The organism is Cecembia rubra, from assembly GCF_003014575.1.
Taxonomy (GTDB): Bacteria; Bacteroidota; Bacteroidia; order Cytophagales; family Cyclobacteriaceae; genus Cecembia_A; species Cecembia_A rubra.
Map to the genome: position 1 here is coordinate 55,189 of NZ_PYGF01000002.1, position 25,598 is coordinate 80,786.

Annotated in this window: 20 protein-coding genes and 1 tRNA gene; 10 read left to right on the forward strand and 11 right to left on the reverse strand. The window is 39.3% G+C overall.

Going from position 1 to position 25,598, the window contains the following annotated elements; all coding sequences use genetic code 11:
• Nucleotides 1-37: 37 nt before the first annotated feature.
• Complete coding sequence (locus tag CLV48_RS05075; RefSeq protein WP_106566194.1) at nt 38-1,966, forward strand: AAA domain-containing protein; 1,929 nt, start codon at nt 38-40, stop codon at nt 1,964-1,966.
• Between the two features lies 1 nt (nt 1,967).
• Here CLV48_RS05075 and CLV48_RS05080 read toward each other — a convergent pair whose 3' ends face one another.
• Nucleotides 1,968-2,510: a DUF4924 family protein gene (locus CLV48_RS05080; protein ID WP_106566529.1), complete on the reverse strand. Its 543-nt coding sequence runs from the start codon at nt 2,508-2,510 to the stop codon at nt 1,968-1,970.
• 232 nt (nt 2,511-2,742) lie between these two features.
• Between CLV48_RS05080 and lepA the strand changes: the two genes are divergently transcribed.
• From lepA to CLV48_RS05110, 6 genes are all read left to right on the forward strand, one after another.
• Nucleotides 2,743-4,536, forward strand: a complete 1,794-nt coding sequence (lepA, locus tag CLV48_RS05085) for a translation elongation factor 4 (protein WP_106566195.1) — start codon at nt 2,743-2,745, stop codon at nt 4,534-4,536.
• A gap of 305 nt (nt 4,537-4,841) precedes the next feature.
• Complete coding sequence (folD, locus tag CLV48_RS05090; protein ID WP_106566196.1) at nt 4,842-5,726, forward strand: bifunctional methylenetetrahydrofolate dehydrogenase/methenyltetrahydrofolate cyclohydrolase FolD; 885 nt, start codon at nt 4,842-4,844, stop codon at nt 5,724-5,726.
• 71 nt (nt 5,727-5,797) lie between these two features.
• Nucleotides 5,798-5,881: transfer RNA gene (locus CLV48_RS05095), tRNA-Leu, on the forward strand.
• An 87-nt stretch (nt 5,882-5,968) separates the two neighbouring features.
• The gene (locus CLV48_RS05100; protein WP_106566197.1) at nt 5,969-8,764 is read left to right on the forward strand and encodes a carboxypeptidase-like regulatory domain-containing protein; all 2,796 of its coding nucleotides are present in this window, start codon (nt 5,969-5,971) and stop codon (nt 8,762-8,764) included.
• 110 nt (nt 8,765-8,874) lie between these two features.
• On the forward strand, nt 8,875-10,257 hold the full coding sequence (locus CLV48_RS05105; protein ID WP_106566198.1) for a hypothetical protein: 1,383 nt from the start codon (nt 8,875-8,877) through the stop codon (nt 10,255-10,257).
• Between the two features lie 63 nt (nt 10,258-10,320).
• Nucleotides 10,321-10,857: a DsrE family protein gene (locus CLV48_RS05110; RefSeq protein WP_245889491.1), complete on the forward strand. Its 537-nt coding sequence runs from the start codon at nt 10,321-10,323 to the stop codon at nt 10,855-10,857.
• On the opposite strand, the gene CLV48_RS05115 is transcribed toward CLV48_RS05110, so the two are convergent.
• From CLV48_RS05115 to CLV48_RS05130, 4 genes are all read right to left on the reverse strand, one after another.
• A complete protein-coding gene (locus tag CLV48_RS05115; protein WP_106566200.1) occupies nt 10,854-11,453 on the reverse strand; it encodes a ribonuclease HII in 600 nt (199 codons plus the stop codon). The two genes, CLV48_RS05110 and CLV48_RS05115, sit on opposite strands and share 4 nt — an antisense overlap.
• Nucleotides 11,428-14,100: an MGH1-like glycoside hydrolase domain-containing protein gene (locus CLV48_RS05120; protein ID WP_106566201.1), complete on the reverse strand. Its 2,673-nt coding sequence runs from the start codon at nt 14,098-14,100 to the stop codon at nt 11,428-11,430. Before CLV48_RS05120 ends, CLV48_RS05115 begins: the two co-directional genes overlap by 26 nt.
• Before the next feature lie 226 nt (nt 14,101-14,326).
• Nucleotides 14,327-15,466 carry a glycosyltransferase family protein gene (locus tag CLV48_RS05125; RefSeq protein ID WP_106566202.1) on the reverse strand — a complete coding sequence of 380 codons (1,140 nt, stop codon included), beginning with the start codon at nt 15,464-15,466 and terminating at the stop codon, nt 14,327-14,329.
• Nucleotides 15,463-16,314 (reverse strand): UDP-2,3-diacylglucosamine diphosphatase, encoded by an 852-nt coding sequence (locus CLV48_RS05130; protein ID WP_106566530.1) that lies wholly within the window; start codon nt 16,312-16,314, stop codon nt 15,463-15,465. The genes CLV48_RS05125 and CLV48_RS05130 overlap by 4 nt, the downstream gene beginning before the upstream one ends.
• Before the next feature lie 268 nt (nt 16,315-16,582).
• Between CLV48_RS05130 and CLV48_RS05135 the strand changes: the two genes are divergently transcribed.
• Nucleotides 16,583-17,050, forward strand: a complete 468-nt coding sequence (locus CLV48_RS05135; RefSeq protein ID WP_106566203.1) for a hypothetical protein — start codon at nt 16,583-16,585, stop codon at nt 17,048-17,050.
• A gap of 49 nt (nt 17,051-17,099) precedes the next feature.
• Here CLV48_RS05135 and CLV48_RS05140 read toward each other — a convergent pair whose 3' ends face one another.
• Together CLV48_RS05140 and CLV48_RS05145 are read right to left on the reverse strand one after the other, a co-directional pair.
• Nucleotides 17,100-18,443: a sensor histidine kinase gene (locus CLV48_RS05140; protein ID WP_106566204.1), complete on the reverse strand. Its 1,344-nt coding sequence runs from the start codon at nt 18,441-18,443 to the stop codon at nt 17,100-17,102.
• On the reverse strand, nt 18,433-19,815 hold the full coding sequence (locus CLV48_RS05145) for a sigma-54-dependent transcriptional regulator (protein WP_106566531.1): 1,383 nt from the start codon (nt 19,813-19,815) through the stop codon (nt 18,433-18,435). The genes CLV48_RS05140 and CLV48_RS05145 overlap by 11 nt, the downstream gene beginning before the upstream one ends.
• Nucleotides 19,816-20,024: 209 nt before the next feature.
• Between CLV48_RS05145 and CLV48_RS05150 the strand changes: the two genes are divergently transcribed.
• Nucleotides 20,025-20,453, forward strand: a complete 429-nt coding sequence (locus tag CLV48_RS05150; protein WP_106566532.1) for an FKBP-type peptidyl-prolyl cis-trans isomerase — start codon at nt 20,025-20,027, stop codon at nt 20,451-20,453.
• A gap of 52 nt (nt 20,454-20,505) precedes the next feature.
• On the opposite strand, the gene CLV48_RS05155 is transcribed toward CLV48_RS05150, so the two are convergent.
• The 4 genes from CLV48_RS05155 to rsfS form a co-directional block, all read right to left on the reverse strand.
• On the reverse strand, nt 20,506-21,330 hold the full coding sequence (locus tag CLV48_RS05155; RefSeq protein WP_106566205.1) for a hypothetical protein: 825 nt from the start codon (nt 21,328-21,330) through the stop codon (nt 20,506-20,508).
• The gene (locus CLV48_RS05160) at nt 21,327-22,088 is read right to left on the reverse strand and encodes a UDP-2,3-diacylglucosamine diphosphatase (RefSeq protein ID WP_106566206.1); all 762 of its coding nucleotides are present in this window, start codon (nt 22,086-22,088) and stop codon (nt 21,327-21,329) included. The genes CLV48_RS05155 and CLV48_RS05160 overlap by 4 nt, the downstream gene beginning before the upstream one ends.
• A gap of 144 nt (nt 22,089-22,232) precedes the next feature.
• Nucleotides 22,233-24,299: an ATP-dependent zinc metalloprotease FtsH gene (gene ftsH, locus CLV48_RS05165; RefSeq protein WP_106566207.1), complete on the reverse strand. Its 2,067-nt coding sequence runs from the start codon at nt 24,297-24,299 to the stop codon at nt 22,233-22,235.
• A gap of 65 nt (nt 24,300-24,364) precedes the next feature.
• Nucleotides 24,365-24,715, reverse strand: a complete 351-nt coding sequence (gene rsfS, locus CLV48_RS05170; RefSeq protein ID WP_106566208.1) for a ribosome silencing factor — start codon at nt 24,713-24,715, stop codon at nt 24,365-24,367.
• A gap of 91 nt (nt 24,716-24,806) precedes the next feature.
• On the opposite strand from rsfS, the gene CLV48_RS05175 reads away from it, so the two are divergent.
• A complete protein-coding gene (locus CLV48_RS05175; protein WP_106566209.1) occupies nt 24,807-25,562 on the forward strand; it encodes a biotin--[acetyl-CoA-carboxylase] ligase in 756 nt (251 codons plus the stop codon).
• The last annotated feature ends 36 nt before the right edge of the window (nt 25,563-25,598 follow it).

A 25,598-nucleotide genomic window follows, 5' to 3' on the forward strand; every position in this document is an offset into this window, starting at 1 on the left:
GTTTTAAATCTTAGATTTGTGCTAAATTTAGCCAAATATGTCAAATATTCAGGAAGAATTAAAAAATTCTTTAAAACTTTTGAAACAGGAATGGGGTGAGGATTTAGAGCAGTTCAAAAAGAAATTTTTATATACCTCAATATCAGACAAAAAAGAAGAAGGGATTTGCTGGTATCCGGTTCAGTTAAAAAAATCCAAAATCGGATTTGGAGAACGCTGGATTGTGGAGCTTGAGAGGTTTGATACCAGCCAAAGCCATATGTTCCAGTCGGGAAAATCTGTTTCCATTTTTTCAAACCATCAAAACCATATTTCTCCTGATTTAAGAATCAATGGAGTCATCAATCAGGTAAAAAAGGATGTGATGACAGTTACTTTGCAGATAGAGGAATTGCCAGAATGGTTAAATAAAGGGAAAATTGGAATCGATCTCTTGTTTGATGAGGCGAGTTACAGAGAGATGGAGGCAGCTATGAAGGCTGTTATTAAGGCAGAAAATAGCCGTTTGGCCGAGCTGAAAAATATTCTCTTGGGAGAAAAAGTGGCTGATTTTGGTGAAATGCAATCCCCCGATATTTCCATGTTGAATGAAAGCCAGTCAGAAGCTTTGGCATTGGTTGCAGCTGCTAAGGATATTGCTATTATCCATGGTCCTCCAGGAACAGGTAAAACCACCACCTTGGTCAAAGCAATCCAAAGAAGCTTGGCTACTTATAAACAGGTTTTAGTCTGTGCCCCAAGTAATGCAGCAGTAGATTTATTGGTGGAAAAGCTTCAGGGCATTGGCGTTTCAACCCTAAGAATAGGCCATCCGGCAAGGGTGGAGGACCATATTCTCTCGCAGACTTTGGATGCTAAAATTGCCCTTCATGACAATTATAAGGAACTGAAAATGCTCAAAAAGAAGGCTGATGAATTTAGGAAATTAGGTCAGAAATATAAAAGAAGCTTTGGGCCAGAAGAAAGATTGCAGCGAAAGAGGCTTTTTGATGAAGTCAATAGGTTGAAGGATGAAGCAGAACATCTGGAAGAATACATTGTATATGATGTATTTCAGCAAACCCAAGTTTTTGCATCTACTTTGGTAGGTGCCTCCAATTCAGCACTAAAGGGAATGAAGTTTCCGATTGTTTTCATAGATGAAGCAGGCCAGGGACTTGAGGCAGCTACCTGGATACCAATTCAAAAGTCAGATAGGGTGGTGATGGCTGGAGATCATTTCCAACTCCCTCCCACTATAAAGTCCTTTGAAGCGGCAAAAAGTGGCTTGAGTGAAACCTTATTTGAAAAGGTGATCAAGAGGCAAGCCCAGGCTTCCAAGATGCTTAAACTTCAATACAGGATGCCCAAATTGATTATGGGGTTTTCTAACGGGTTTTTTTATAAGAATGAATTGAAGGCGGCGGAGAAAGCACAAAGTCATTTTCTATCTGAAGATGAACCAGTATTGGAATTTATAGATACTGCAGGCAGTGGGTTCAGCGAACAAGTGGAGGAGGAATCTTTGAGTACTTGCAATACCGAAGAAGCCAAATTTGCCTTAAAATACCTCGAAGAATTGATCAAAAGGGTGGGCATTGCAAAAATTAAATCCCATCAATGGAATATTGGTTTGGTAGCCCCTTATCGGGCACAGGTGAGGAAATTCAATGAACTGCTTTTTGAATCCTATCAATATCCAAATTTACGTTCTTTTTCAGAATTGTTGACTATCGACTCAATCGATGGTTTTCAGGGGCAGGAGAGAGATATTATGTTCATTTCTTTGGTGAGGTCCAATTCCAAGGGGGAGATTGGCTTTCTTTCGGATACCAGAAGAATGAATGTGGCTTTGACCCGGGCCAAAAGAAAGCTAGTTGTATTAGGGGACAGCGCCACCTTGAGTCACCATTCATTTTATCAGGCATTCCTGGATTATATTGAAGAGAAGGGATGTTATAAAAGTATTTATGAATGGTTGTATTGAATCAGGAGCTTGCTGAATCTTTTAGTTCATCAAAATAAGCAAAGTTCAAATAACTCAGTACTGAGCCGAATACTTCTGTAGCATCCAAAATTTCCTGGGGAATTTCCCTGCCATGAAGTCTTGCAAGTAGCCTGCCATACACTGCATTTAGGAAGAGCTGCACTTCATTTGTAGGGATTTCATTTTTGGCTTCCATTATCAATTGGATAAGATGGGGTTTGGCCTCCTGGTATATTTCAAAATAAGATTTATCTTTTTTAAGTAGCTCCCAGTGGAGCCTTGCTAAAGCATCCACAAAGAATTGGGTCTCTTGTATATGTCCTCCTTTTTCTAAATGCTGAGCAATCATCTTATCGGAGAGGTCTTGGAACCAAGAAATTGTTTCTTGTTTTTCTTTAGCTGAAATTGGATAGTGGCTCACTACATATTGGCCAATATCTTCCAAATTGAACTGATAAGCCCTAAGAAGGTCTTCCATTTGGTACATATAAATGATGTATTCCGCTATGTTCTGCTTTCTTTTCCTATCTGCAACGGCTTTCATATGGTTATGATTTTGGGACAAAGAAAACAATTCTGCCTCAGAAATAGTAGCCAAAAAAAGTGATGAACTTGCTTGTATCTTAATATCTTGTCATTTTATCAGAACAAAATGTTTCCACAATTCCGTTTATGGAGCATCAGGCTTCCTTCAAAAATGTATTATTAAATTTAACTTGATACTGACAGAAGGTATATCAATAATACCCACAATTTTATCTATTTTTGCGGCCAGTATGAATATGCAAAGAATTAGAAATTTCTGTATCATCGCCCATATTGATCATGGGAAGAGTACATTGGCAGACCGCTTGCTGCAGTTTACCAATACGGTAAGTGAGCGCGAGATGCAGGACCAGTTGTTGGACAATATGGATTTGGAGCGTGAAAGAGGGATTACAATCAAGTCCCACGCTATCCAGATGAAATATAATTACAAAGGGGAAGAATATGTCCTCAATCTGATTGATACCCCGGGGCACGTAGATTTTTCCTATGAGGTATCCCGTTCAATCGCCGCTTGTGAAGGGGCATTACTGATTGTGGACGCTTCTCAGGGAATCGAAGCCCAGACCATTTCAAACTTATACCTGGCCATAGGTCATGACCTTGAAATCATTCCTGTCTTGAACAAGATTGACCTTCCAGGAGCTGATCCAGAGGTCGTGGCAGACGAAGTAATCGATCTCATAGGTTGTAAAAGAGAAGATATCATTCTTGCTTCAGGAAAAGAAGGACTCGGTATTGAAGATATTCTGAATGCTGTAGTGGAGAGAATTCCGGCACCTGAAGGTAATCCCGAAGCTCCGCTTCAGGCCATGATTTTTGACTCTGTTTTCAACTCATTCCGTGGTGTAGAAGTTATTTTCCGGATTTTTAATGGAACTATCAATAAAGGGGATAAGATCAAATTCGTCAATACAGGTAGGGAATATGATGCCGATGAAATCGGAATTTTGGGGATAAATCAAATTCCTCAACAAACTTTAGCTGCTGGGAATGTCGGTTATCTGATTTCAGGTATCAAAGTAGCGAAAGAAGTTAAAGTGGGAGATACCATTACCCATGTCAAAAGACCTTGTGAAACTGCTGTAAAAGGTTTTGAGAATGTGAAACCCATGGTATTTGCTGGGATCTACCCTGTGGATACTACGGAGTTTGAAGAACTCAGGGCTTCTATGGAAAAGCTTCAACTTAATGATGCTTCTTTGGTTTGGGAACCTGAAACTTCGGCGGCCCTTGGATTTGGATTCCGTTGCGGATTCTTAGGTATGCTCCATATGGAAATTATCCAGGAGAGATTGGAACGTGAGTTTGACATGACAGTGATTACCACCGTTCCTTCGGTACAATTCAGGGCTTTGATGAACAACAATGAGTACGAGGTCATCAATGCGCCATCTGATATGCCCGATCCCAATAAATTCAAGCATATTGAAGAACCTTTTGTGAAGGCTACTATCATAACTGCCTCCGAATATGTGGGGCCAGTGATACAGCTTTGTATGGAAAAGAGAGGTCAGATCAAAAACCAAGTATATTTGACATCCGATAGGGTAGAGCTGTCTTTTGATATGCCTTTGGCAGAAATTGTTTTTGATTTCTTTGATAAGCTAAAAACCATCTCCAGAGGATACGCTTCTTTGGATTATGAACTGATAGGCTTTAAAGAGTCCCATATGGTAAGATTAGATGTGATGTTGAATGGGGAAGTAGTAGATGCACTATCTGCCATTGTACATAGGGACAAAGCCTACGAATGGGGCAAGAGACTTTGTGAAAAACTGAAGGAGTTGGTTCCAAGACAGATGTTTGAAATTGCAATTCAGGCAGCTATCGGTACCAAAATCATTGCCCGTGAGACCATCAAGGCATTGAGGAAAAACGTTTTGGCCAAGTGTTATGGTGGTGATATCTCCCGTAAGCGTAAACTCCTCGAAAAGCAGAAGAAGGGTAAGAAGAGAATGAGGCAGGTAGGTAATGTGGAAGTGCCACAGGAAGCGTTTATGGCGGTCTTGAAATTGGATTAAAAGGAGAGGCGGGAGACTAGAAGCGATAAATAAGACGGAATTTCGGATTTCGGAAGCTTCTCTAAATTTGTAATTTCGTGAAGTGATGAAGCGGATTTGTAATCCGCAAAACCTTAAATTAAACAAAGATTAAAAGTCTTTAGTATCACTCTTCGGGATTACAAATCCCAAAGAGCCCTGTATCTCAAAATTTGTAATTTCCTGATGCGATATTGCGGATTTATAATCTGATGAACTATTGGTAATTCACAATTAACAGTTAACTAATAACTAATCAACCAATCTCTATTAACCATTCTACCTTTATGCCAATACTTATAGACGGTAAAAAAACCTCGGATCAAATCAAGTCAGAAATTGCTGCAAGGGTAGCAGAGATCAGGGCTGAAGGCGGGAAAATACCGCATTTGGCAGCTGTGCTTGTAGGAAATGACGGGGCTAGTCAAACGTATGTGGGTGCTAAGGTGAAGGCCTGTGAACAGGTAGGCTTTGAGTCAACATTGGTGAGATTGGAAGATGAGGTGTCTGAGGAGGAATTGTTGAAAGTGGTTGAGGATATCAATCAGAATCCTGCTATTGATGGTTTGATTGTACAGCTTCCTTTACCCAAGCATATTTCTGTTGAAAAAGTTACGAATAAAATCAAACCTGAAAAGGATGTGGATGGCTTCACGCCTGCAAATGTGGGACGAATGACCTTGGGATGGCCGGCTTATGTGGCCGCTACGCCTTATGGAATAGTGGAATTGTTGAAGCGATATAAAATAGAAACTTCAGGAAAGCATTGTGTGGTTATTGGAAGGAGTCATATAGTGGGTTCTCCTATGAGTATTCTGATGGCGAGGAATGATTATCCAGGCAATTGCACAGTGACTTTGACGCACAGCCGTACAAAAAATCTTCCAGAAATTACCAAGGCTGCTGATATTCTAATAGTGGCAATAGGAAAACCTGAATTTGTTACTGCCGACATGGTAAAAGAGGGCGCAGTGGTGGTTGATGTAGGGATACACCGAATTGATGATTCTACAAAGAAGTCTGGCTTTAGGTTAATCGGTGACGTGAAGTTTGAAGAAGTGGCTGCAAAAGCTTCAGCAATTACACCTGTTCCAGGTGGGGTTGGGCCGATGACCATAGCCTCTTTATTGTACAATACTTTATTGGCTGCAGAAAGAAAGGTGTTCCAATAAAATTTTACATGAAAGTTGAAGTTTTGACTTGCAACGAACAGCAAAGCTTTCTACTTTTGCAGACCCCAAAAGCGCACGTGGTGAAATTGGTAGACACGCTACTTTGAGGGGGTAGTGCCCGTTCGGGCGTGGAAGTTCGACTCTTCTCGTGCGCACAAAGCCTCGGAAATTCCGGGGCTTTATTTTTTTTTCGAAAAAGAAGTTTTTAAAACTTGATAACTGATTTTTTCGTATTTTCCGGCATGAGGGAAATAAAAATTTCATTTTATCAGAGAAAGGTATTTTTAATTTTCCTGAATTGTCTGGTTTTTTCCTTCTTGACAGGTTCCTTATTTGCCCAGACCATTTCGGGTAAAGTTTTGGATGAACGTTCAGGTGAGCCTTTGCCCTTTTCCAATGTTTTTATCAGCAATACCACCCTAGGTGCTACTACGGATATCAATGGTAATTATTCCATCACCGGCCAGCTTCCCCAAAACTTTGAGCTTGCGGTTTCCTTTATGGGATATTATACAAAATTCAGGAGTATTGCTGTCAATGGCAGAAGTAATATTACTGTTAATTTTGAACTGGAACCAAAGGTCAACCAGCTTGAAGAGGTTCAGCTAAAAGCCAAAAGAGACAAGAAGTGGGAAAGGGATTTAAAAAGATTTGAAAAGGTTTTTTTGGCACTTCCGGATGACCCATTTCTTAAGAATAGCAGGATTATGAATCCATGGGTGCTGGACTTTGAAGAAGAAAGGGAAAACGGTATTAAATATTTTGCGGCAAAAGCTGAAGGGCCCGTCCAAATTGAAAACAATGCATTGGGCTACGATATTGAATATCATTTAGAGAGATTTTTTGAGACCAGGAAGGGATTTCAGTATTATGGTTTGGTAAACTTCAAGGAGCAAGTCAATACCGAAGATCAAAAGATAAAAAGAAATGCTGCCTTCCAAGGTTCATTGAGACATTTGATTCAGCAATTAGTAGAAAATAAATTGGATTATTTGGATTATGACCTGTTTGAAGTCATGCCGGAAAGAATTATGGAGCCAAGGACCAATGACTTTTATTATGAAATTGGCAATTCCATACAACCTATTACCCGTGATTCATTATATATCTGTGAATTGGTTGAGGGCTATAATGTCATCGTTCTTCCAAAGAAATTAGAGGTTCATTTTAAAAGGAAACCATGGCCAAATGATTATTACCAGGATGTTTACCATACCATTTCCTGGCTGGAGGCTCCTTTAGGTTATTTTATAGTGGATAAGTATGGTGTGCTTCCTGACCCCACCCAATTGGTAAGATCAGGCTATATGGGGAGAGAACGGATGGCGAGGTTTCTGCCCCATGATTTCGAACCTGATGAAGAATTGGGGAAGTTGTTGGTGGATTTTGATTCTGCCATTATTCAGAATACCAAATGGAATAACCTCAGGGAAAAACCCCACCTGACCCTGAATAAATCATTTTATTATCCAGGGGAAGCTATTTGGTTCAATGCCACCATGCTTTACCAGAATCCAATTTATTCGGACACTTTGAGCAGGTTGTTGCATGTAGAGCTATATGACAAGAACTTCAAGGTCATTGTTTCTGAAAAATTACCCATTGAGAAAGGAAAAGCCAAAGGGGTTTTGGTGCTGCCAGATCAATTGACGCCCGAAAATTATGTCTTGAGGGCATATACCCAATGGATGCGCAATTATGAGGATGATGGTTTTACCTATCTTCCTATCCCCGTGATCCGGAAAAATCAGCTTGCCCATTTAGCACAAAATGAAGGAGGGGAAAGGGATGAAGAAAGCATTGAGGTGGTCTTAACTCCAAGGTTCGAATCCTCTTCCTGGTCAAAGAAAGTCGAATTAGAGCTTGAAATTCTTGAAGCTGACCTGGATTTTGTGGGAGGGGAATTCAGCGTTTCAGTTTTGGATGCTGACCTTAATCCTGATGCTGGATTTCACCAAAATATTGGAAGGACAATGAATTGGCTTTATGGTCCGGAGAAGTCCATCCGATTTGATGCGCCAAGGTTTCAGATAGAATATGGCAATTCCATATCGGGGTATTTTAAGGACAGGCCAAAAAAACCTTTGAATGTTCCAATTACCATAGTCCAAGGGCAGCTAGAAGATTATGGAGTGGTCCGTTCAGATACCAGTGGATATTTCTGGGTCACCGGTCTGAATTTCAGGGATACGTTAGACATTGCAATTGCAGCCTTAAATGATAAGAGGAAGCGTTTTGGTCAGGTCATACTTTCTTCAATTCAATCTCCGGAAGTGGAAACTTTTTTGCCTCGGGTAAGGTACAATTTAGTAAATGCTCCCAGTGGAGAATTGGAATATGCCTATGCGGATTTGATGTCAGGTGATTACTTTGAATTGGAAGAAGTCACGGTAAGCAATACAGCGCTTCCAAATTGGGAAGAAAGCGATTACGGCTATGGAAAAGGGGATAGAAGCATAGGATCGGCTTTTTTAGAGGCTAGGCCTGACTTGTCATTGGATCAAGTGATAGCCATGAATATGCCACCCGGTGGATTTGGCAGGTATAATTTTGGATTGGATGCAGGAGCACCTGTATTGATTATAGACGGGGCACGGTTTTTTGGAGATGAAGCAGAAGTATGGAGTTACCTAAAAAGCATAATAGCTGCTGAGGTTGAATCTATCGAGATCTTTACTTTCTCAGCGAATATTTTTGGCATACAAGGATTTGGGGGTGCCATTGTAGTAAAGACCAAGAAAGGAAGTAGACAATTGAATAGAGATGTGGTTTTTGATGCTGGTCAGTTTCAATTGTTCAAAGTAAAGGGATATTCCCATGTCCCTAATTTTCCCGTGCTAAAAAACAATGAAGGTGTTATTCCACGTAGGTCAGCGATTTTTTGGAATCCCAGGATTGAATGGTCCAGTGAAATGAATAAGCATAAGCTGGATTTTAACCTATCTCATTTGACCAGCCGGATATGGGTAAGAGTGGAAGGGATGAGCTGGGATGGAGTGCCTTTCCAGCGGGAATTTGAAGTGGAGGTTCCAAAATAGTAGTTCCTTGCATTGGGAATTTTTATTCCATAAGATGCTTATTTCGGCAAAATCAGAGGTTTTTCTAATTCATTTAAAACCTTGTTTGTCAAAACCCGTAGATTTTACTTATGAGGGTGATAGGAAAATACCATCTCGGGATTGTTGCTCGGACTGTTGTTTTGATTCTTTTTTTAGTGTTTGGACATACTGTTATTGCCCAAATTGATTCTGGTTTGTTTTTTACAAGAAGCACCCCTGAAATTTACGGTGTTTTACCAGTGGATAAAAAATTGTTTGTATACAAAGTCCATCAGGCCAAAGGGGAGATAGATTTCAGTGTGAAAAACGAATCATTTGAAAACATTGCCTTCCAATCCCTTCAATTACCACCCAACGTTGAGAAATTAGAAGCAGATATCCATGGTGATCAAGCGTTTATTATATTGGGCTATGGGGAATCTAATAATTACCTTAAAAAACTTTTGATTGTTGATCTTGAAACCGGATTATACAATATCCGAGATGTTCAGTCAAATTTTGATTTCCCTTCTTTTTTTAAGGCTTTTTCGTCAGCCATTTTGATGATTGGCGTATTAGAAGATGGAGATGTCATGGAGATTTATAATTTTGACCAAGATCACCTTTCAACGATTACAGATTTTTTTAGGCCCAATACCAGGATTTGGGATATTAATGTAGTTAATGATCAAGTAGACCTTCTATTGATGTTAGGGGAAAAAAAGCGCAAACACCTGCAAGTTGTATCCTTTGATCAAGAAGGTAACAGGTTATTGGATATACCAGTTGAAATCCCGGAAAAAAAGAATTTTTTTATTAGGAATGCCAAATTTTTGCACGGCCCTTTTGATGAACAAAAAATCGTTGGAATTTACAGTAATAAATATGGGGAGTGGTTTTCTGGGTATTTTAATTTAGAAATCAATGAATTTTTGGAACAACGTTTTCAACTATATCCTTATAAAGAATTGGAAGGGTTTTATGATTATTTGGGGAATAATAAAAAGTCCAAAAAACCAAAAAGGACAAACTTTAACAGGGGAATGATTTTGGTGGATGCAGTAGCAGGGGATGGATTTGTGACAATAGTTTCCCAGCCCATTGGAAAAGTGAGAAAATTCGCCCATTTCATAGCTATTGATCATGAAGGGGAAAAGGTGTTTGATAAATCAGTGAAGCTGTATTATGATTACAAATTAAATGCCTCAGACTTACAGTTGACCAATCAGGATTCCACGATTTATTTTTTGTTTGGAGGAAATCAAAACCTTAGGAATCTTCCAGGTAAAAAAATTTACGAAATCAATAAAGGAGAAAGTGTCCAAATCAACCAAGTTCAGCATCTCTTAACCGATCCAACTATTCTAAATTATTTGCCTTCCCCAAAATTTTTACATTGGTACGAAAATAAATTTGTAATTTTTGGATTGACAATACCACAGGGGGGCAGAGTCAATCAAGCTGAGTTTATTATCCGTAAAATTGAAGTTTGAGTTTGTGCTCCATGCATGAGTGTCAGAAACACCTTAATAATGGACATCTAAACTATCAATACTTTGAAGTATCTACCTATTTTGTTTTTATCGATTTTCGGGTTTTATAAAACTGCATTTTCACAAGAAGTTCAATTTCCAATTGTTAAGGGTTTTGGAGGAATCTATGCAATACCAGAGGCCAAAGAGATGCCTGACCCAAGTGTGGAATTCAAAATAATCATCGATCTGGTTACTGGAGCTGAGGACCCTAAGCAGATTAACCGAATGGTTGATAATATCGCCCGAATGATAAATCTCCACGGGTTAGGGGGAGTACCAATGGAGAACATGAAAATCAAAGTTGCGGTGCACGGGGGTGCTGTATACAGTGTTTTAAATGATATATTTTATGAAAAACTATATGGAGTGAAAAATCCAAATCTGCCTGTGTATAAAGCTTTGAAGGCTTCCGGTGTTGAATTTTATGTGTGTGGGCAATCCCTTGTTGCAAGGGATATGAAAACTTCGGATGTATGGGAAGGTACAGAGATCGCCCTTTCAATGCTGACTACCCTGACCAAGTACGTACCGCAAGGCTATATGTTGATGCGGTTTTAAAAATCCAATTTCATTTGCTTAGGAAGATGCCTGAAAGATTTTCTATGGATCGGTGTCAAGCCTAGCTTGAGGATTCCTTCCCGGTGGGTCTTTGTAGGATAGCCCGCATTTTTCTCCCAACCATAACCAGGATATTCCTTCGCCATTTTTTCCATCAATTCATCACGGTACACTTTTGCCAGGATAGAAGCAGCTGCTATGCTGGCAAATTTGGAATCCCCCTTCACAATACAGGAAAATGGAATTGCCAAAGAAGTTTTGAATCGATTACCATCAATTAACAAATGGTCTGGACTTTTTTTGAGTTTCTCTACAGCCCGCGTCATAGCCAAGAAAGAGGCGTGTAGGATGTTGATCCTATCTATTTCCTCTACACTTGCTTCAGCTATAGACCAAGCAATGGCGGATGATTTGATCTCATCTACAAGTGAGTTTCTGTTGGATTTGCTGAGTTTTTTTGAATCATTGATAAACGCATTGGCGTAATCTGTGGGAAGAATTACTGCAGCCGCTACTACAGGTCCACAAAGACATCCTCTGCCTACTTCGTCACATCCAGCTTCAATCCTATCAGATTCTAAATATGGCCTCAGCATTTTCTTGTGGTTCTTTTTGACTTTTGTAATATTTATGGATCATTTCTGCCACCAATCCAGTCCAGCCTGTCTGATGGGATGCCCCCAAACCTGTTCCATTATCACCATTAAAATACTCGTAAAATAAGATGTAGTCTTTGAAGTGTGGGTCTTCCTGCAGTTTTTTATGCTTTCCATACACAGGTCGGTATCCCTGCTTATCTTTTAAGAAAATCTTGATACATCTGAGCGAAAGTTCTTTTGCGATCAGGTCCATGGTAAGGAAATTTCCTGATCCTGTTGGGTATTCAATGGAAAACTCACCTCCATAGTAGTAATCAAACTTTCTAAGGGATTCAATAATGAGGTGGTTGATAGGAAACCAAATCGGTCCCCTCCAGTTAGAATTTCCTCCAAACATCAAAGAATCAGATTCCCCGGGAGTATATTTTACAGTCAATACATCCCCATTGATTCTTAGGCTGTAGGGGTGTTTTTCATGGTATTTAGAGAGGGATCTGACTCCGTATTCACTCAAGAATTCCTCAGGGTCCAGCATTTTATTCAGGATGCTTTTCATACGGTGACCTCTGAGAAGTGAGAATAACCTTCTTTTTTCAAATCCAGGTTTGATCCAACTTGATACCAAAGCAGCCAATTTTGGCTTTTCCTTTAGGAAAAATTCCATTCGTTTTTTGAAATCAGGCAGGCTATCAAACATGTCAACCCTTATGGACTCTACTGCGAAAAGCGGTATGATACCCACTATGGATTTTACTTTCATGACCTGTGGTTCCTTACCGGGAAGATGAAAAAGGTCGAAGAAGAAATTCTCTTCATCATTCCACAAACTGATACTTTCACCGGAGATGTTGTTCATAGCTCCAGCAATGTAGAGGAAATGCTCAAGGAATTTTCCGGCAGTATATTGATAGCTTTTGTTGAATTCGCATAGGTCAAGGGAAATCCTCAACATGTTCAGGGAGAACATTGCCATCCAAGAGGTGGCATCAGCTTGTTCCAATTTACCCTTGTAATGATGGGCATGACTTCTGTCGATTACAGAAATATTGTCCAGGCCAAGGAATCCACCTTCAAAAATGTTTTTTCCATCACTGTCTTTCTGATTGACCCACCAGGTAAAATTGATCATCAATTTGTGGAAGCATCTTTCCAAGAAAGCTTGGTCACCTATTCCTCCGTTTAATTTTTTGTCGATCTGGTAAACACGGATCACGGCATAAGCATGTACAGGTGGATTTACATCACTGAAATTCCATTCATAAGCTGGAATTTGCCCATTAGGATGCATGTACCAATCATTCAAAAGTAAGATCAATTGGTTTTTGGCAAAGTCAGGATCAATTCTTGCAATGGGAATGCAGTGAAAAGCCAGATCCCAGGCAGCATACCAAGGATATTCCCATTTATCGGGCATGGAGATGATGTCGTAATTGTGTAGATGCCGCCAATTATGGTTTCTTCCCTTTTTTCTTTCTCTTGGTGGAGAATACCTTCCGGGGTCACCCTCCAGCCATCGCTCTACATTGTAGTAGTAAAATTGCTTTCCCCACATCATTCCGGCAAAGGCCTGTCTCTGGACATTTCTCATGTCTGCATCCTTGACCCTTTCCTGAATTTCACTGTAAAATGCATCTGCTTCTTTTTTTCTTTGCTCCAGAATTTCTTCACATGGAGTGATGCAATCTCCAATTATTTGATGGGTCATCCTGAATTTCACTACATGACTTTTTCCAGCGGGAATAGTGATTTTATAGATTGCGGCCATTTTTGTGCCATAATCATCCGGATTGAGATGATGTGAAAATTTATGGACTACATAATCATTGATGGCATCCTTCAGGTATCTTTTTTCATTGGGTATATGATATAGCCTTTCCCGGTTGGTTTCGTTGTCACAGAATTTGAATTCTGGATTTCCATCAAAGGAGAAGAAATAATTTCCACTTTTTGGGCTGTATGCCTTTATGGTTTTGTCGTTCAATTTTGAGAGTTTTGGCAAAAATGGTTCATGGCCGGTAAACCAGACCTTTCTGAACCATATGGTAGGCATTACCCAAATTTCTGCATCCTCTTTTCCTCTATTGTGAATCGTGGCAAAAGCGATAATATCTTCAAAATCATTTTTCGCATATTCAATAAAAATGTCAAAATATGCATCATCATCGAATATACCGGTATCCAAAATCTCAAATTCAGGGTCGTTTTTGGTCCTTCTCCTATTTTCTTCAACGAGTTGCTTATAAGGGAATTCATTTTGAGGATATTTGTACAGCATCTTCATGTAGCTGTGCGTCGGGGTCGAATCTAAGTAATAATATAATTCCTTTACATCCTCCCCATGATTGCCCTGAGGACCGGTAAGTCCAAAAAGTCTCTCTTTGATCATGGGGTCTTTCCCATTCCAAAATGCCCATGAAATACAAAGTTTTTGCTTGTAATCTGAAATTCCTCCAATTCCTTCTTCCCCCCACCTGTAAGCTTTGCTTCTGGCTTCGTCATGAGTCACATTGTCCCAGGCAGCACCATTGGGACTGTAATCTTCCCTTACGGTACCCCACTGTCTCTCTGTCAAATAAGGCCCCCACTTTTTCCAATGCTTCTTCCATTCCCTGTCTTCCTGAAGCCTTTGTTTCTCTATATTCATGAATCTTCTTTCCAAATAAGCAGCCTTGAATTTAGTATTTTTTGAATTGTCCAGGTAATGGAATTTTCAAAAGCATCAAATTTTTTCAAATTTGAATCAAGGAAGGTGCAAATTATCAATTTTCCTCATCCATTTTGCCATAAGGGTATGGCTGGTTGTTGAATGGGTATAAACTGAGTACTAAACCAGATTATTCAGGTATAAGTTTGTTGAATTAAGGAAAAAATCAGGAAGTGCTCATTTGAAGATTTTCCGATCCTGTAAGATTTTCAAAATCTGAAAAAACAGGTTCAGGTTTCAGAATTTTACCAAAGATTATAGGAAAACTGTCAATCCAATCCCTAGCTGAGAAGTTTTGAACTTGATTTTGCTTCAGGTAATCATCAAATAATCTAAAATCAAAGCAATGGTGATATATTCCAGCTCCTGAATTTTCAGTATCGATTGCATTACATGCCTGTTCATACTGGCCCTTCACAGGTACTACCATCACAGGCTTCCCGAAATACATAGCCTCACAAACAGATTCAAATCCAGCAGTACAGGCAAGGCCTTTACAGGTTGCCATTTTTTGCAAAAAAAGCCTGTCATTGACTTGATGGAATGTGATATTAGGTAGAGGGGTATAGACTTTTGGAGCATCTTTTTTATCCCAAAATACTTCAATTTTCAAGTCAGGATGGGAAGCTCCAAAGGCAATGATCTCTTCTCCATAACCTGCATTTACCATGTAAGTGAGGTAAAAATCCCCTTCACCGGTTGGAATTGATCTGATTTCTTCTCTGAGCAAAGGGGGGAGTACTACAAGTTTTTTATCTCTACTTGGCCTCATCGGTCTAAATGACAGGGCCAGTTTTTTGTTGGCATAAAGGCTTGTAATAGAAGTGTTGAATTTAAACAATAGCTTTTGAAGCTTCTGGTTGGGCGAGAATAGAAATTCTGGGTGGTACAAAAGGTATTGATGCCCAATTACCCAAAATTCACTTTGTGGTCTGTATAAAAAATTGTACAAACCGCCTAAGATATCATAGAAGTTAATTATGATTTCGGGCTTAGTCTCTGTGATAATGGTATGTAGGAATTTAAGGCTTCTTCGAAATACTGGGAATAAGCGTAAATTGAGAAAGATGGTTTTACCTAAAAGTATGCCTTTGCCTGTTTTATCCGTAAAAAAGTTGGGACTTTCAAAAGTATGTATCGGGTAATTCAAGGCATTTTTTACAAAATCCGGAATTTCTCTCCTTGAGCTTTTTCCGATACAAATACCGACCACTTCGTGCCCTGATGATTTGAGCAATTGGGAAAGGGAAATGGCTTGAGTCATATGTCCTCTGCCTTCTCCCTGTACAATAAATAGGAACTTCATTTATAGAAGGAACTTTTGGGGGTTAACCCATCAGGCATTGCTTCAAATGCAACGGATTTATGATCCCTGACAGGGAAATAGACAATTTTTTCTTCTGGAGATTTTTTGAATGAAATCTGGTTAAAATAAATCAATTGCCAATTGCCATCGTGGTCCTCACTCAGGGCACTCATTGATTCTACCCAATCTCCTGAATTGAGATATTCTATACCCTCAATGACACGGTTCTCGGCCTTGTGAATGTGGCCACATATAATACCGTCACAGCCCTTGGCTTTGGCCATTTTTGCCAGCTCAATTTCATATTGGTCTATATAGGAAACAGCTGTTTTCACTTTCCCTTTTACATATTGTGAAAGTGAGAAGTAGGGAAGCCCTCTTTTCCTCCTGTGATGGTTGACTAACCTGTTGAGCCAAAGAAGAAAAGTATAACCGATATCTCCCAATTGGGCAATCCATCTGAAATTAGTAGTAACACTGTCAAAAATATCACCATGGGTAACAAAGTACTTTTTACCATTGCTTTCATAAATCATGTCATTGAGGATTGAAAGGTTACCGATTTGGATGGGGAGGATTTGATCCAAAAAATCATCGTGGTTGCCTCTTAAGTAAAATACGTTTGTTTTTTCTTGCTCGATCATTTTTAACACCCTGTTAAAGAACCTGGTATGTTTTCTTTTCCATGATCCGGATTTTTTTAGCTGCCAGCCATCAATAATGTCTCCATTGAGAATTAAATTTTCGCAACTATATAGCTTTAGAAATCTAGCAACTTCTTTAGCCTTTGATCCTTTTGTACCCAGGTGTACATCGGAAATTACTATGGTTTTAAAATGTGTTTTCAACACTATGAGTTTTGCACGCAAGTTAGGTGCGCCACTTCATTTCATGATGAAATAGACATTAAGCTTTCAAGAAGTTTTGAGGGTTCAAATGGTTGTTTGTGAATGGATTGTTATGGCTGTGGTGAGTTTGGTAATTTGATTTTAATAAGTCCTGAAATTTCAATTTGAATTCTTAAATGCTGTAATTCTGCTCAGTTTTAAGTACCTCATGAAAAAAGAACAAACATTGCTTTAAGTAAAGCGTTTTTATACCAGAGTTGATGAGGTTATGAAAAAAATTTTCCTATTTGGTTTTTTATTGTTTTTCGGACTGGCTTCCTGCAATCAGGATGATAAAGAGCCTGAATTTACCATTAATGGGTATTGGAATTTGGTGCAAATGATTCCTGCTTGGCAAATTCCCGAAATGCCAGAAAAACAGATAGATTTTGAGGAGAAGTATATTTTCAACCATGACGGGACGTTTATCAAATTTTCTTACAAACCTAAGGGTATTGGGGATAAGCTCGAGGTACCCACACAGGCTCTTGGAGTTTACTCATTTGAAACTTATGAAGAGAAGAATGAAACCATCCTTTATGTGTTGTACCTGAGATTCGATACCAATATCAACATGGCGGCCAATTGTGGGGAAGGGGCCAGAGAGACATTATATGTCAGGAATGATAGGAGCCTGATCAATAATTCCTGGGCTGCTTGTGATGGACCTTCTTATGTTTATTCAAAAGGGAGATAACTATCAAAAGCATTGTTTCTTATCCAGACTTGAAGGTTAGCTTTCTTGATTAAGCATTAAAGATCAATTTGAAAGTAGTGCCTTCTCCAATTTTGGATTTGACCTGGATGTTACCTTTGTGCCTTCTCATGATTTGCTTTGATAGACTCAAACCAATTCCAGAACCAGTTTTTTTGGTCGTAAAGAAAGGTATGAATATTTTGGCAAGAGCCTCTTCTTCTATCCCTTTTCCACTGTCACTGACTTCAATAATTATTTTGCCAGATTCGTCAATATAGGCTCTCAAAGTGATAATCCGCATGACTGCATCTTCTACTGCGTGGATTGCATTTTGGATCAGATTGATCAGTACCTGTTCGATCAGGTTCTGGTCACCAAAGAGGATAAGTTCGTCTGGTTCTATTTGGGTCCGTAGGATAATCTGATGATTGTCAAATTGATGTTGCAACAAAGTTTCCAGTTGGACAAATAGTTTTTTTAATTGGATGGTCTGGAATTTTGGGATTGGGATATGAGCCAAGCTTCTAAATTCACTCACAAAATTGATCATTCCTTCACTTCGCTTTTCTATGGTACCAATTGCCATTAGGTAATCTTCCAGATCAGATTGGGCCACAGTAATATTCAAGTCCAATTTGTTTTCAATGTCAGATTTGACCGTAGCAGCAAGAGAAGAAATAGGAGCAATACTGTTCATGATTTCATGGGTTAGTACCCGAACCAGATTTTGCCATGCTTCCATTTCTTTTTCTTCAAGTTCGCTTTGGATATTCTGAAGAGATACAAGTTTGAACTTGGTATCACGTAAAATTAACTCAATGACATAGACTGAGAGCTGCATAATGCCATCCGGATGGGCAATTTTGATCAGTTCACTACCGCCAGTTCTGAGGTGATGTATGGCATGATGCAATTCCTTATTGATTTTTTCAACTTCATGGATATTGATCAGATTTTGGATATTGAGCATGCGCTTGGCAGCAGTATTGACAATCTGCACTTTTCCTTCCTCATCAAATGTGATCAAACCAATGCTCAGATGTTGAAAAACTGAGCGGAAGTATTGGTAATTGGCTTCTTTTTCTGCCTGGTCTTCCTGCAGTTTTGCCAAAATGGCATTGAATTCTATGTGAAGGTCATCAGTCTCAGTACCGTCAAATTTTACCGGATATACATTAGTATAATCATCTTGCTTGATATTGTCCAAAAATTGACGCACCTTTTTGAATGAATTTTCTGAGTAGCGAACAAGAAAAATTACCTGTGCCAACACAAGAATAATGAAAAGGGATATCACAAATACCCCTGACCCATTGATAATGAAATAGGATAATAAAAATAGGGAACCGGCCAAAAGAGCGATTCTTCCGAGCAGACCAACTTTATAATCCATATTTTTCTAATCTTCTGTACAAAGAAGCACGGGTCAAACCCAGTTCTTTTGCCGCTTTGGAAATATTTCCCCCATTCTTATCGATTACCCGCTGAATAGTGGTTTTCTCGACTTCGTCCAGGTTAAATGTTGCAGGAGTTGTAATCTTTTCATTGACAGGTTTGGCAGAAAGGAAAAAGAAATCCCTGCTGTCCAATTCTTCACCATCAGCCATGATGATGGCTCTTTCTATGGCATGTTGTAGCTCACGGATGTTTCCGGGCCAATTATACCTTTGGAGCAATTGCATGGCCGAAGGAGTAAATCCCTTGAAAGTTTTGCGGTATTTTTGACTGTATACTTTAAGGAAATGTTCTGATAATAAAGGTATATCGTCTTGTCTTTCCCTCAATGGAGGAAGGAAAATTTCGACCGTGTTGATTCTATAAAGCAAATCCTGCCTGAAGGTGTTGTCCAAAACCATATCATGGACAGGCATATTTGTTGCACAAATTAACCTGATGTCAACAGGAATAGGCTTGTTCGTTCCAATTCTGGTCACTTCTCTTTTTTGAAGTACCGTAAGTAGTTTTGATTGAAGAGGCATGCTCAGGTTTCCGATTTCATCTAGAAATAAGGTGCCGTTATCCGCAATTTCAAATCTTCCTGCCCGGTCTTCTTTGGCGTCAGTAAATGCCCCACGCTTATGCCCGAAGAGTTCGCTTTCAAAAAGCGTCTCTGTAATAGCTCCCATATCCACTCCCACAAAAATCTCATCTTTTCTCAGTGACCTGTCATGAATGGCCCTTGCAATTAATTCTTTTCCTGTTCCGTTTTCCCCAAGGATCAATACATTGGCGTCAGTCTGTGCCACTTTGTCAATTATTGAAAAGATGTTTTTCATGGAAGCACTGTGACCAATGATGTCTATATAGGGCTTTTTTGCATCAGATTGAAGCTGTTTCTGCTTTTTGGAAAGCTTGTCCACTTCATCATAACTTTCTTTCAATCTACTGGCAGCGGTAAGGGTAGCCAGGAGTTTTTCATTTTGCCATGGCTTAAGGATAAAATCTGTGGCTCCTTCTTTCAATGCCTTAACTGCCATTTCCACATCCCCAAAGGCTGTAATTAATATGACCACTGCTTTTGGATCAATCTCTTTGATTTGTTTTAACCAGTGAAACCCTTCTTTTCCAGAAGTGGTGTCCTCCGTGAAATTCATGTCCAATAGAATAACATCATAGCTATTGTTGTTGACCAAAAAAGGAATACGCCGGGGGTCTTTTTCAATGGTAACTTCTTTGGCAAATTTTTTTAAAAGCATTTTTGCCGCAAACAACAAATCTTCGTTGTCATCTATGATCAATATTTTTCCAAGTTGAGGATTTTCCATAGCACTGAATTTTTTATATATCATGACAAAATGATGCCATTTTGAAAAACATCATTTTTTGCCTCTTTTCGTCAAATATAAGAATGAAAGTGTTCAAAAACGAACATTTCTATATAAAAATCGGACAGGGTGATGGGAGATAGCGGACAGGTTTTTTATTGGGCATCAAAAGTGTTACCTTTGCTAATAATCAATTCAAAAAGCAAATTATGGCAGTAGCAAGCAAAGGCGATGCAGTGAAAGTTCACTACACCGGAAGACTGGAAGATGGAACTGTATTTGACAGTTCTACAAACAAAGAACCACTTCAGTTTGTACTTGGTGATGGCAATATGATCAAAGGTTTTGACGCGGCAGTACATGGTATGGAGATAGGTGAGGCGAAAAGTGTGACTATTCCCTGTGTAGAGGCTTATGGTGAAAAAAGAGAAGACATGATGTTGGATATCCCAATGGAGCAGGTTCCTCCTCATATCAATCCTGAAGTAGGCATGGAATTGTCTCTTCAAAATCAGGCGGGTCAGCCGGTACCTGTGAAAGTGACCTATGTTGATGAGGTCAAAATCACTTTGGATGCGAACCATCCTTTGGCAGGAAAAGATTTGATTTTTGATATCACTTTGGTGGAAATTTCTTAATATAGTTAATTAGGTAAAAAATAAATCCCGGTCACTGACCGGGATTTTTATTTTAGTATTCAGCAAGTGGACTATTGGACTTCGAAAAGATAAATACTCTTTTACCATCACTGAAAATCACACTATATTGGTTGACCCAGACCTCTTTGACAGAAAGATTATCAGGAAGAGGGACAGTTTCCACCTTACCAGTCATAAAGTTTTGTAGTATCAGTTTTTTTTCGTTGGAATAAACCAGGAAGTTTTTCCAAAAGGAAAATTTTTGATCCAATTTTATTGGTAAAGTTTTCAGGAGGTTGGCTTGATTGTCCAGGATATAAATGCCTTCATTCCGGATATTCAGAAACAGCATATTTTGGTATTCCCTCATGTCCTGCACATCCAGTGAGGATTGGTTGAGGATTAAGTTCAAGGGCTGATGTTGTTGCACAATTCTGATTCGGAAATCAAATTGCTTAAGAGAAAGGTCTGCTTCGTCAAAAAACCAAATGATATTGTTGTTACCAAGAGTGGCTGATTTAGCCAAATTGATTTGATCCAAAGGTACTCTGTTTTCTGCAACAGGATTGATAAACCTATCCAAAATCCTGTATTCCTGAAGATCAATCGAAAAGGTAAAAATATTGGCTGTCCTTGCTGCTTCCAAGCTGCTCAATGCCCCCTGACGGGCAGGGGAGAAGTTGTTTATTTCCTTTGCTGTGTGGTCAAATTGGTAGATATTCCCTTCAAGGTCTGCTAGGAAGATAAAACCTTGGTTATCTAATGAAATCAATCCAAGCCTTGGGAAATCAATAGTGCTTTCCAGTTTCCAAATATTCTGGGCAAGGGAATTGCTGAAAATTAGGAAGGGCAATATGAGGCCAAGGATCCATTTCATTCTTCAAATTTTTTCACTTCAAATTTTTTGCCATCAAACACACCGTAAGTAAAATAATTGACCCATTCTCCCAGATTGTAGTATCTGGACTTTTCACCTACCGGAAGGTCTAAAGGCAAATGCCTATGTCCAAATACAAAATAATCGAAATGTTTACTTTTAATCAGCTGCTTGCAATAAGCCCAAAGCCATTCATCTTCTCCTTTAAATTCCCCTTCATTTTTGCTCAAATTAGTTATTCTGCTGTTTTTGGACCATTTATGGGCCAATCTGACACCAAGGTCAGGATGGATCCATTTAAAAATCCATTGGCAAAAGGGGTTTGTAAAAATCTTTTTTAAGATTTTGTATGTCTCATCACCTGGTCCTAGTCCATCTCCATGTCCAATTAGGAATTTTTTTCCTTCTATGGTAATTTCTATGGGGTTATGGTAAACAGGCACGCCCAATTCCTTGGTAAAGTAATTATTCATCCAAAGGTCATGGTTCCCTGTAAAGAAAAAAACAGGTATGTTTTTATCGCGTAGGTCAGCTATTTTAGCTATAAACCTGATAAATCCTTTAGGAATTACCTTGTCATATTCAAACCAAAAATCGAAAATATCTCCGACCAAAAAGATGGCTTCTGCCTCCTGCTCAATGCTGTTCAGCCATTTGATAATTTTTCTTTCTCTTTCCTTACTGCTTATGTCATCTGGAGCACCCAAATGGAAATCTGAAGCAAAAAAAACTTTCTTTTCTTTAAGGGAAATATTCATGGTTTCTATGTAGACCCACAAAGATAAGGATTAGGTCTTAAACGGTAAAAGCATAGGTCATTCCAAAGGCCTAAAACAAAAAGGCAGTATCAGGAAAAAAAATAGCCTTCGTTTAGGAAGGCTATTTTGGAATTGAAATTAAGTTTAACCTTTATTTTCTTCCACCTGAGGTTCCTCTTTTGGTTTTGCCCCAATGTTGGTTTCAGTTTTATCTTCTGCCTTAGCTTTCTCTAATTCGGATTTTTCTTTCTCTTCAGATTTTTTTGTAAAGGCTTCATATGTAGTTTCCTTAGCAAAAGGTCTTTTGCCAATCAGTCTTTCCAAGTCGGATTGGAATAGGATTTCCTTTTCCAACAGTTCCTTGGCAAGTGTCTCCAATTCACTTCTCTTGCTGGTCAGAAGTACTTTGGTTCTTTCATATGCAGTCGAAATCAATTTTCTGACTTCTTCATCAATTGTTTCAGCAGTCGTTTCGGAATAAGGCTTCGTCATCCTATAGTCATTGCCTTTGCTATCATAGAAAGACACATTTCCTATTTTGTCATTCATGCCATATACTGATACCATTGAATATGCCACTTTGGTGACTCGCTCAAGATCACTGAGGGCACCGGTTGAAATTTTTCCGAATACGATCTCTTCAGCTGCTCGGCCACCCAGGGTCATGCACATTTCATCCAGTAATTGTTCTGTTTGATATAAGAATTGCTCTTTAGGCAAGTATTGAGCATAGCCCAAAGCTGCGACCCCTCTTGGAACGATACTTACTTTAACCAATGGATCAGCATGCTCCAGGAACCAACCTGCAACAGCGTGACCTGCTTCATGATAGGCTACGATTTGCTTTTCTTCTGGAGAGATGATTTTGTTTTTCTTTTCCAAGCCACCAATCACCCTGTCAATCGCATCCTGGAAATCCTGCATGTCTACTGCAGTTTTATTTCTTCTGGCAGCGATCAAGGCTGCCTCATTACATACATTTGCAATTTCAGCTCCAGCAAAACCAGGGGTCTGGGCTGCCAATTTTTTTGCATCCACATTATCAGTGGTTTTGATAGGGGTAAGGTGTACCTTGAATATGGCCTCACGTCCCAAAATATCTGGTTTATCTACAGATATCTGTCTGTCAAATCGACCTGGCCTTAACAAAGCAGAATCCAGAACATCGGGCCTGTTGGTAGCTGCAAGGACAATTACACCGGAATCTGTTCCGAAGCCGTCCATTTCCACCAATAGGGAGTTTAACGTATTTTCTCTTTCATCATTGGATCCAGGCATTTGTCCTTTGCCCCTGGACCTACCGATGGCATCGATTTCATCGATAAATATGATGCAGGGAGCTTTCTCTTTTGCTTGTTTGAAAAGATCCCTTACCCTGGCAGCACCAACACCTACAAACATTTCCACAAAATCAGAACCTGAGAGGGTAAAGAAGGGTACACCTGCCTCACCTGCAACTGCTTTTGCGAGCAAGGTCTTTCCTGTTCCCGGAGGTCCTACTAATAGAGCACCCTTAGGGATTTTGCCACCAAGTTTGGTGAATTTGGATGGGTTTTTTAAGAACTCTACAATCTCCTGAATTTCTTCCTTGGCTTCATCCAAACCAGCCACATTGTCAAAGGTTATTTTGACCTTGTTTTCTGCATCAAACAGCTGTGCCCTAGATTTCCCGACATTGAAAATCTGACCGCCCGGACCGCTAGGACCTGCCATTCTTCTCATCATGATCCAGAAGAAGAGGAACAAAAGGATGAGGAATCCAAAACTTGAAAACCAATTGGTCCATGATTCCTGGGTTTTGGCAGTGTATCCTATCCTATCGCTGTCAGGTTTAGTGCTTTCCAGCTTTTGAAAATCCTCAATGAATTTATCCACTGAAGCTATTTTGACCTGATAATGGGGGCCACTTGGAGTGAAAAAAGGGCTATTGGCCTCCAGTTCATCCTTGTATTTTTTATTCTGTAAAGATTCAGGTTTAAGGCTGACTTCTACCAGATTTTGGTTGTAAATGACAACCACCTTAGCCACATCATTGGCAAGGTACATGTCCTCAAACTTTTTCAGAGTGATGTCTATAACGGTGTTTCTTTGGTTGAACCAAGTGAGACCGATCAGCACAATTACAGCCGTAATTATCAGCCAAAGCTGAAAATTGGGCCTCTGAGGTGTTTTCGGAATGAAGTTTTTATTACTCTTGTTGTTTTCGCTCATTCTATTTTACTATACTGACTTGAACTCAAATTAAAACGTTTCTGAGGCATGAAAGTTCAAAACTTTCAATGTTCAATTCTGGTGATTTTGGCATCCCCCCAAAGTTCCTCAAGACCATAAAATGTTCTTTTGTCTTTCAGAAAGATATGGGCTACCACATCCACATAATCCATAAGGACCCACTGTTTGTTGTTTTTGCCCTCGCTGCGGAATGGTCTTTCTTTATTGTTTTTGATGACTTCATCTTCAATGGAATCCGAAATCGCTTCGATTTGTGTGTCGGAGTTTCCAGAACAGATTACAAAAAAATCGGTAAAAGCATTTTTTACCCCTCTCAAATCCATCACCACGATATCGGAAGCTTTTTTTTCTTCCATGCCTTTTACAATTACTCTACTCAGCTCTTCTGCTGTCATGCTTATTTATACTAATTTTGCCCTTGGTTTTTATTGAATTTAATTGAAGGCTTAAATATCCTCATTGCCCAACAAATTAACTAATAAAAGAATGCATAAAATCCTTGCCAATACTGTTTTTCTTGGAAAAGATATTCATTTCCTGACAGAGTGTCATTCTACCAATGACCTTGCACTTGAAAAGATCAGGAATAGGGAGGTGGCTGAAGGCAGTATCGTCATCGCGGATTCACAGACCAAGGGCAGGGGACAGCGGGGTAATAGATGGTGGTCAGAACCCAATAAGAACCTTACTTTTTCATTGGTCCTTCAACCTTTTTTTCTGGATCCTTCAGAGCAATTTGAGCTAAATATTGCAGTTTCACTGGCTGTATCCGAAACTTTGTCTGATTATGTGAAAGGGATCAAACTGAAATGGCCCAATGACATTCTTCATGAGGAGAAGGGCAAGATAGGAGGAATTCTGATTGAAAATATCCTTAATCATAAGGGAATTGAGTATTCAGTAGTAGGGATAGGATTGAATATCAATCAGTCCATCTCCGAGATACCTTTTGCTACTTCCTTTTTCAATCTTACTGCGAAAGAATGGGATAGATGGGAAATCTTCAAGTTGCTAATCAGTAAGATGGAGAAATATTATATTTTGCTTAAAAAGGGGGAGAAAAATCAGCTTAGAAGGCGGTATGTAGAAAACCTATACCGAATTAATGAAATTGCCGAATATGATGATGGAGAGGTTTTCGAAGGTGAAATAACTGGAATAGAGCAATCAGGAAAATTGATTATAAAAAAAAGCGATGGATCTTTGAACTACTATGGTTTTAAGGAGGTTAAGTATCTGTAAATTCGAAATTTTATTTTGTGGTCTAAAAGCCTTAAA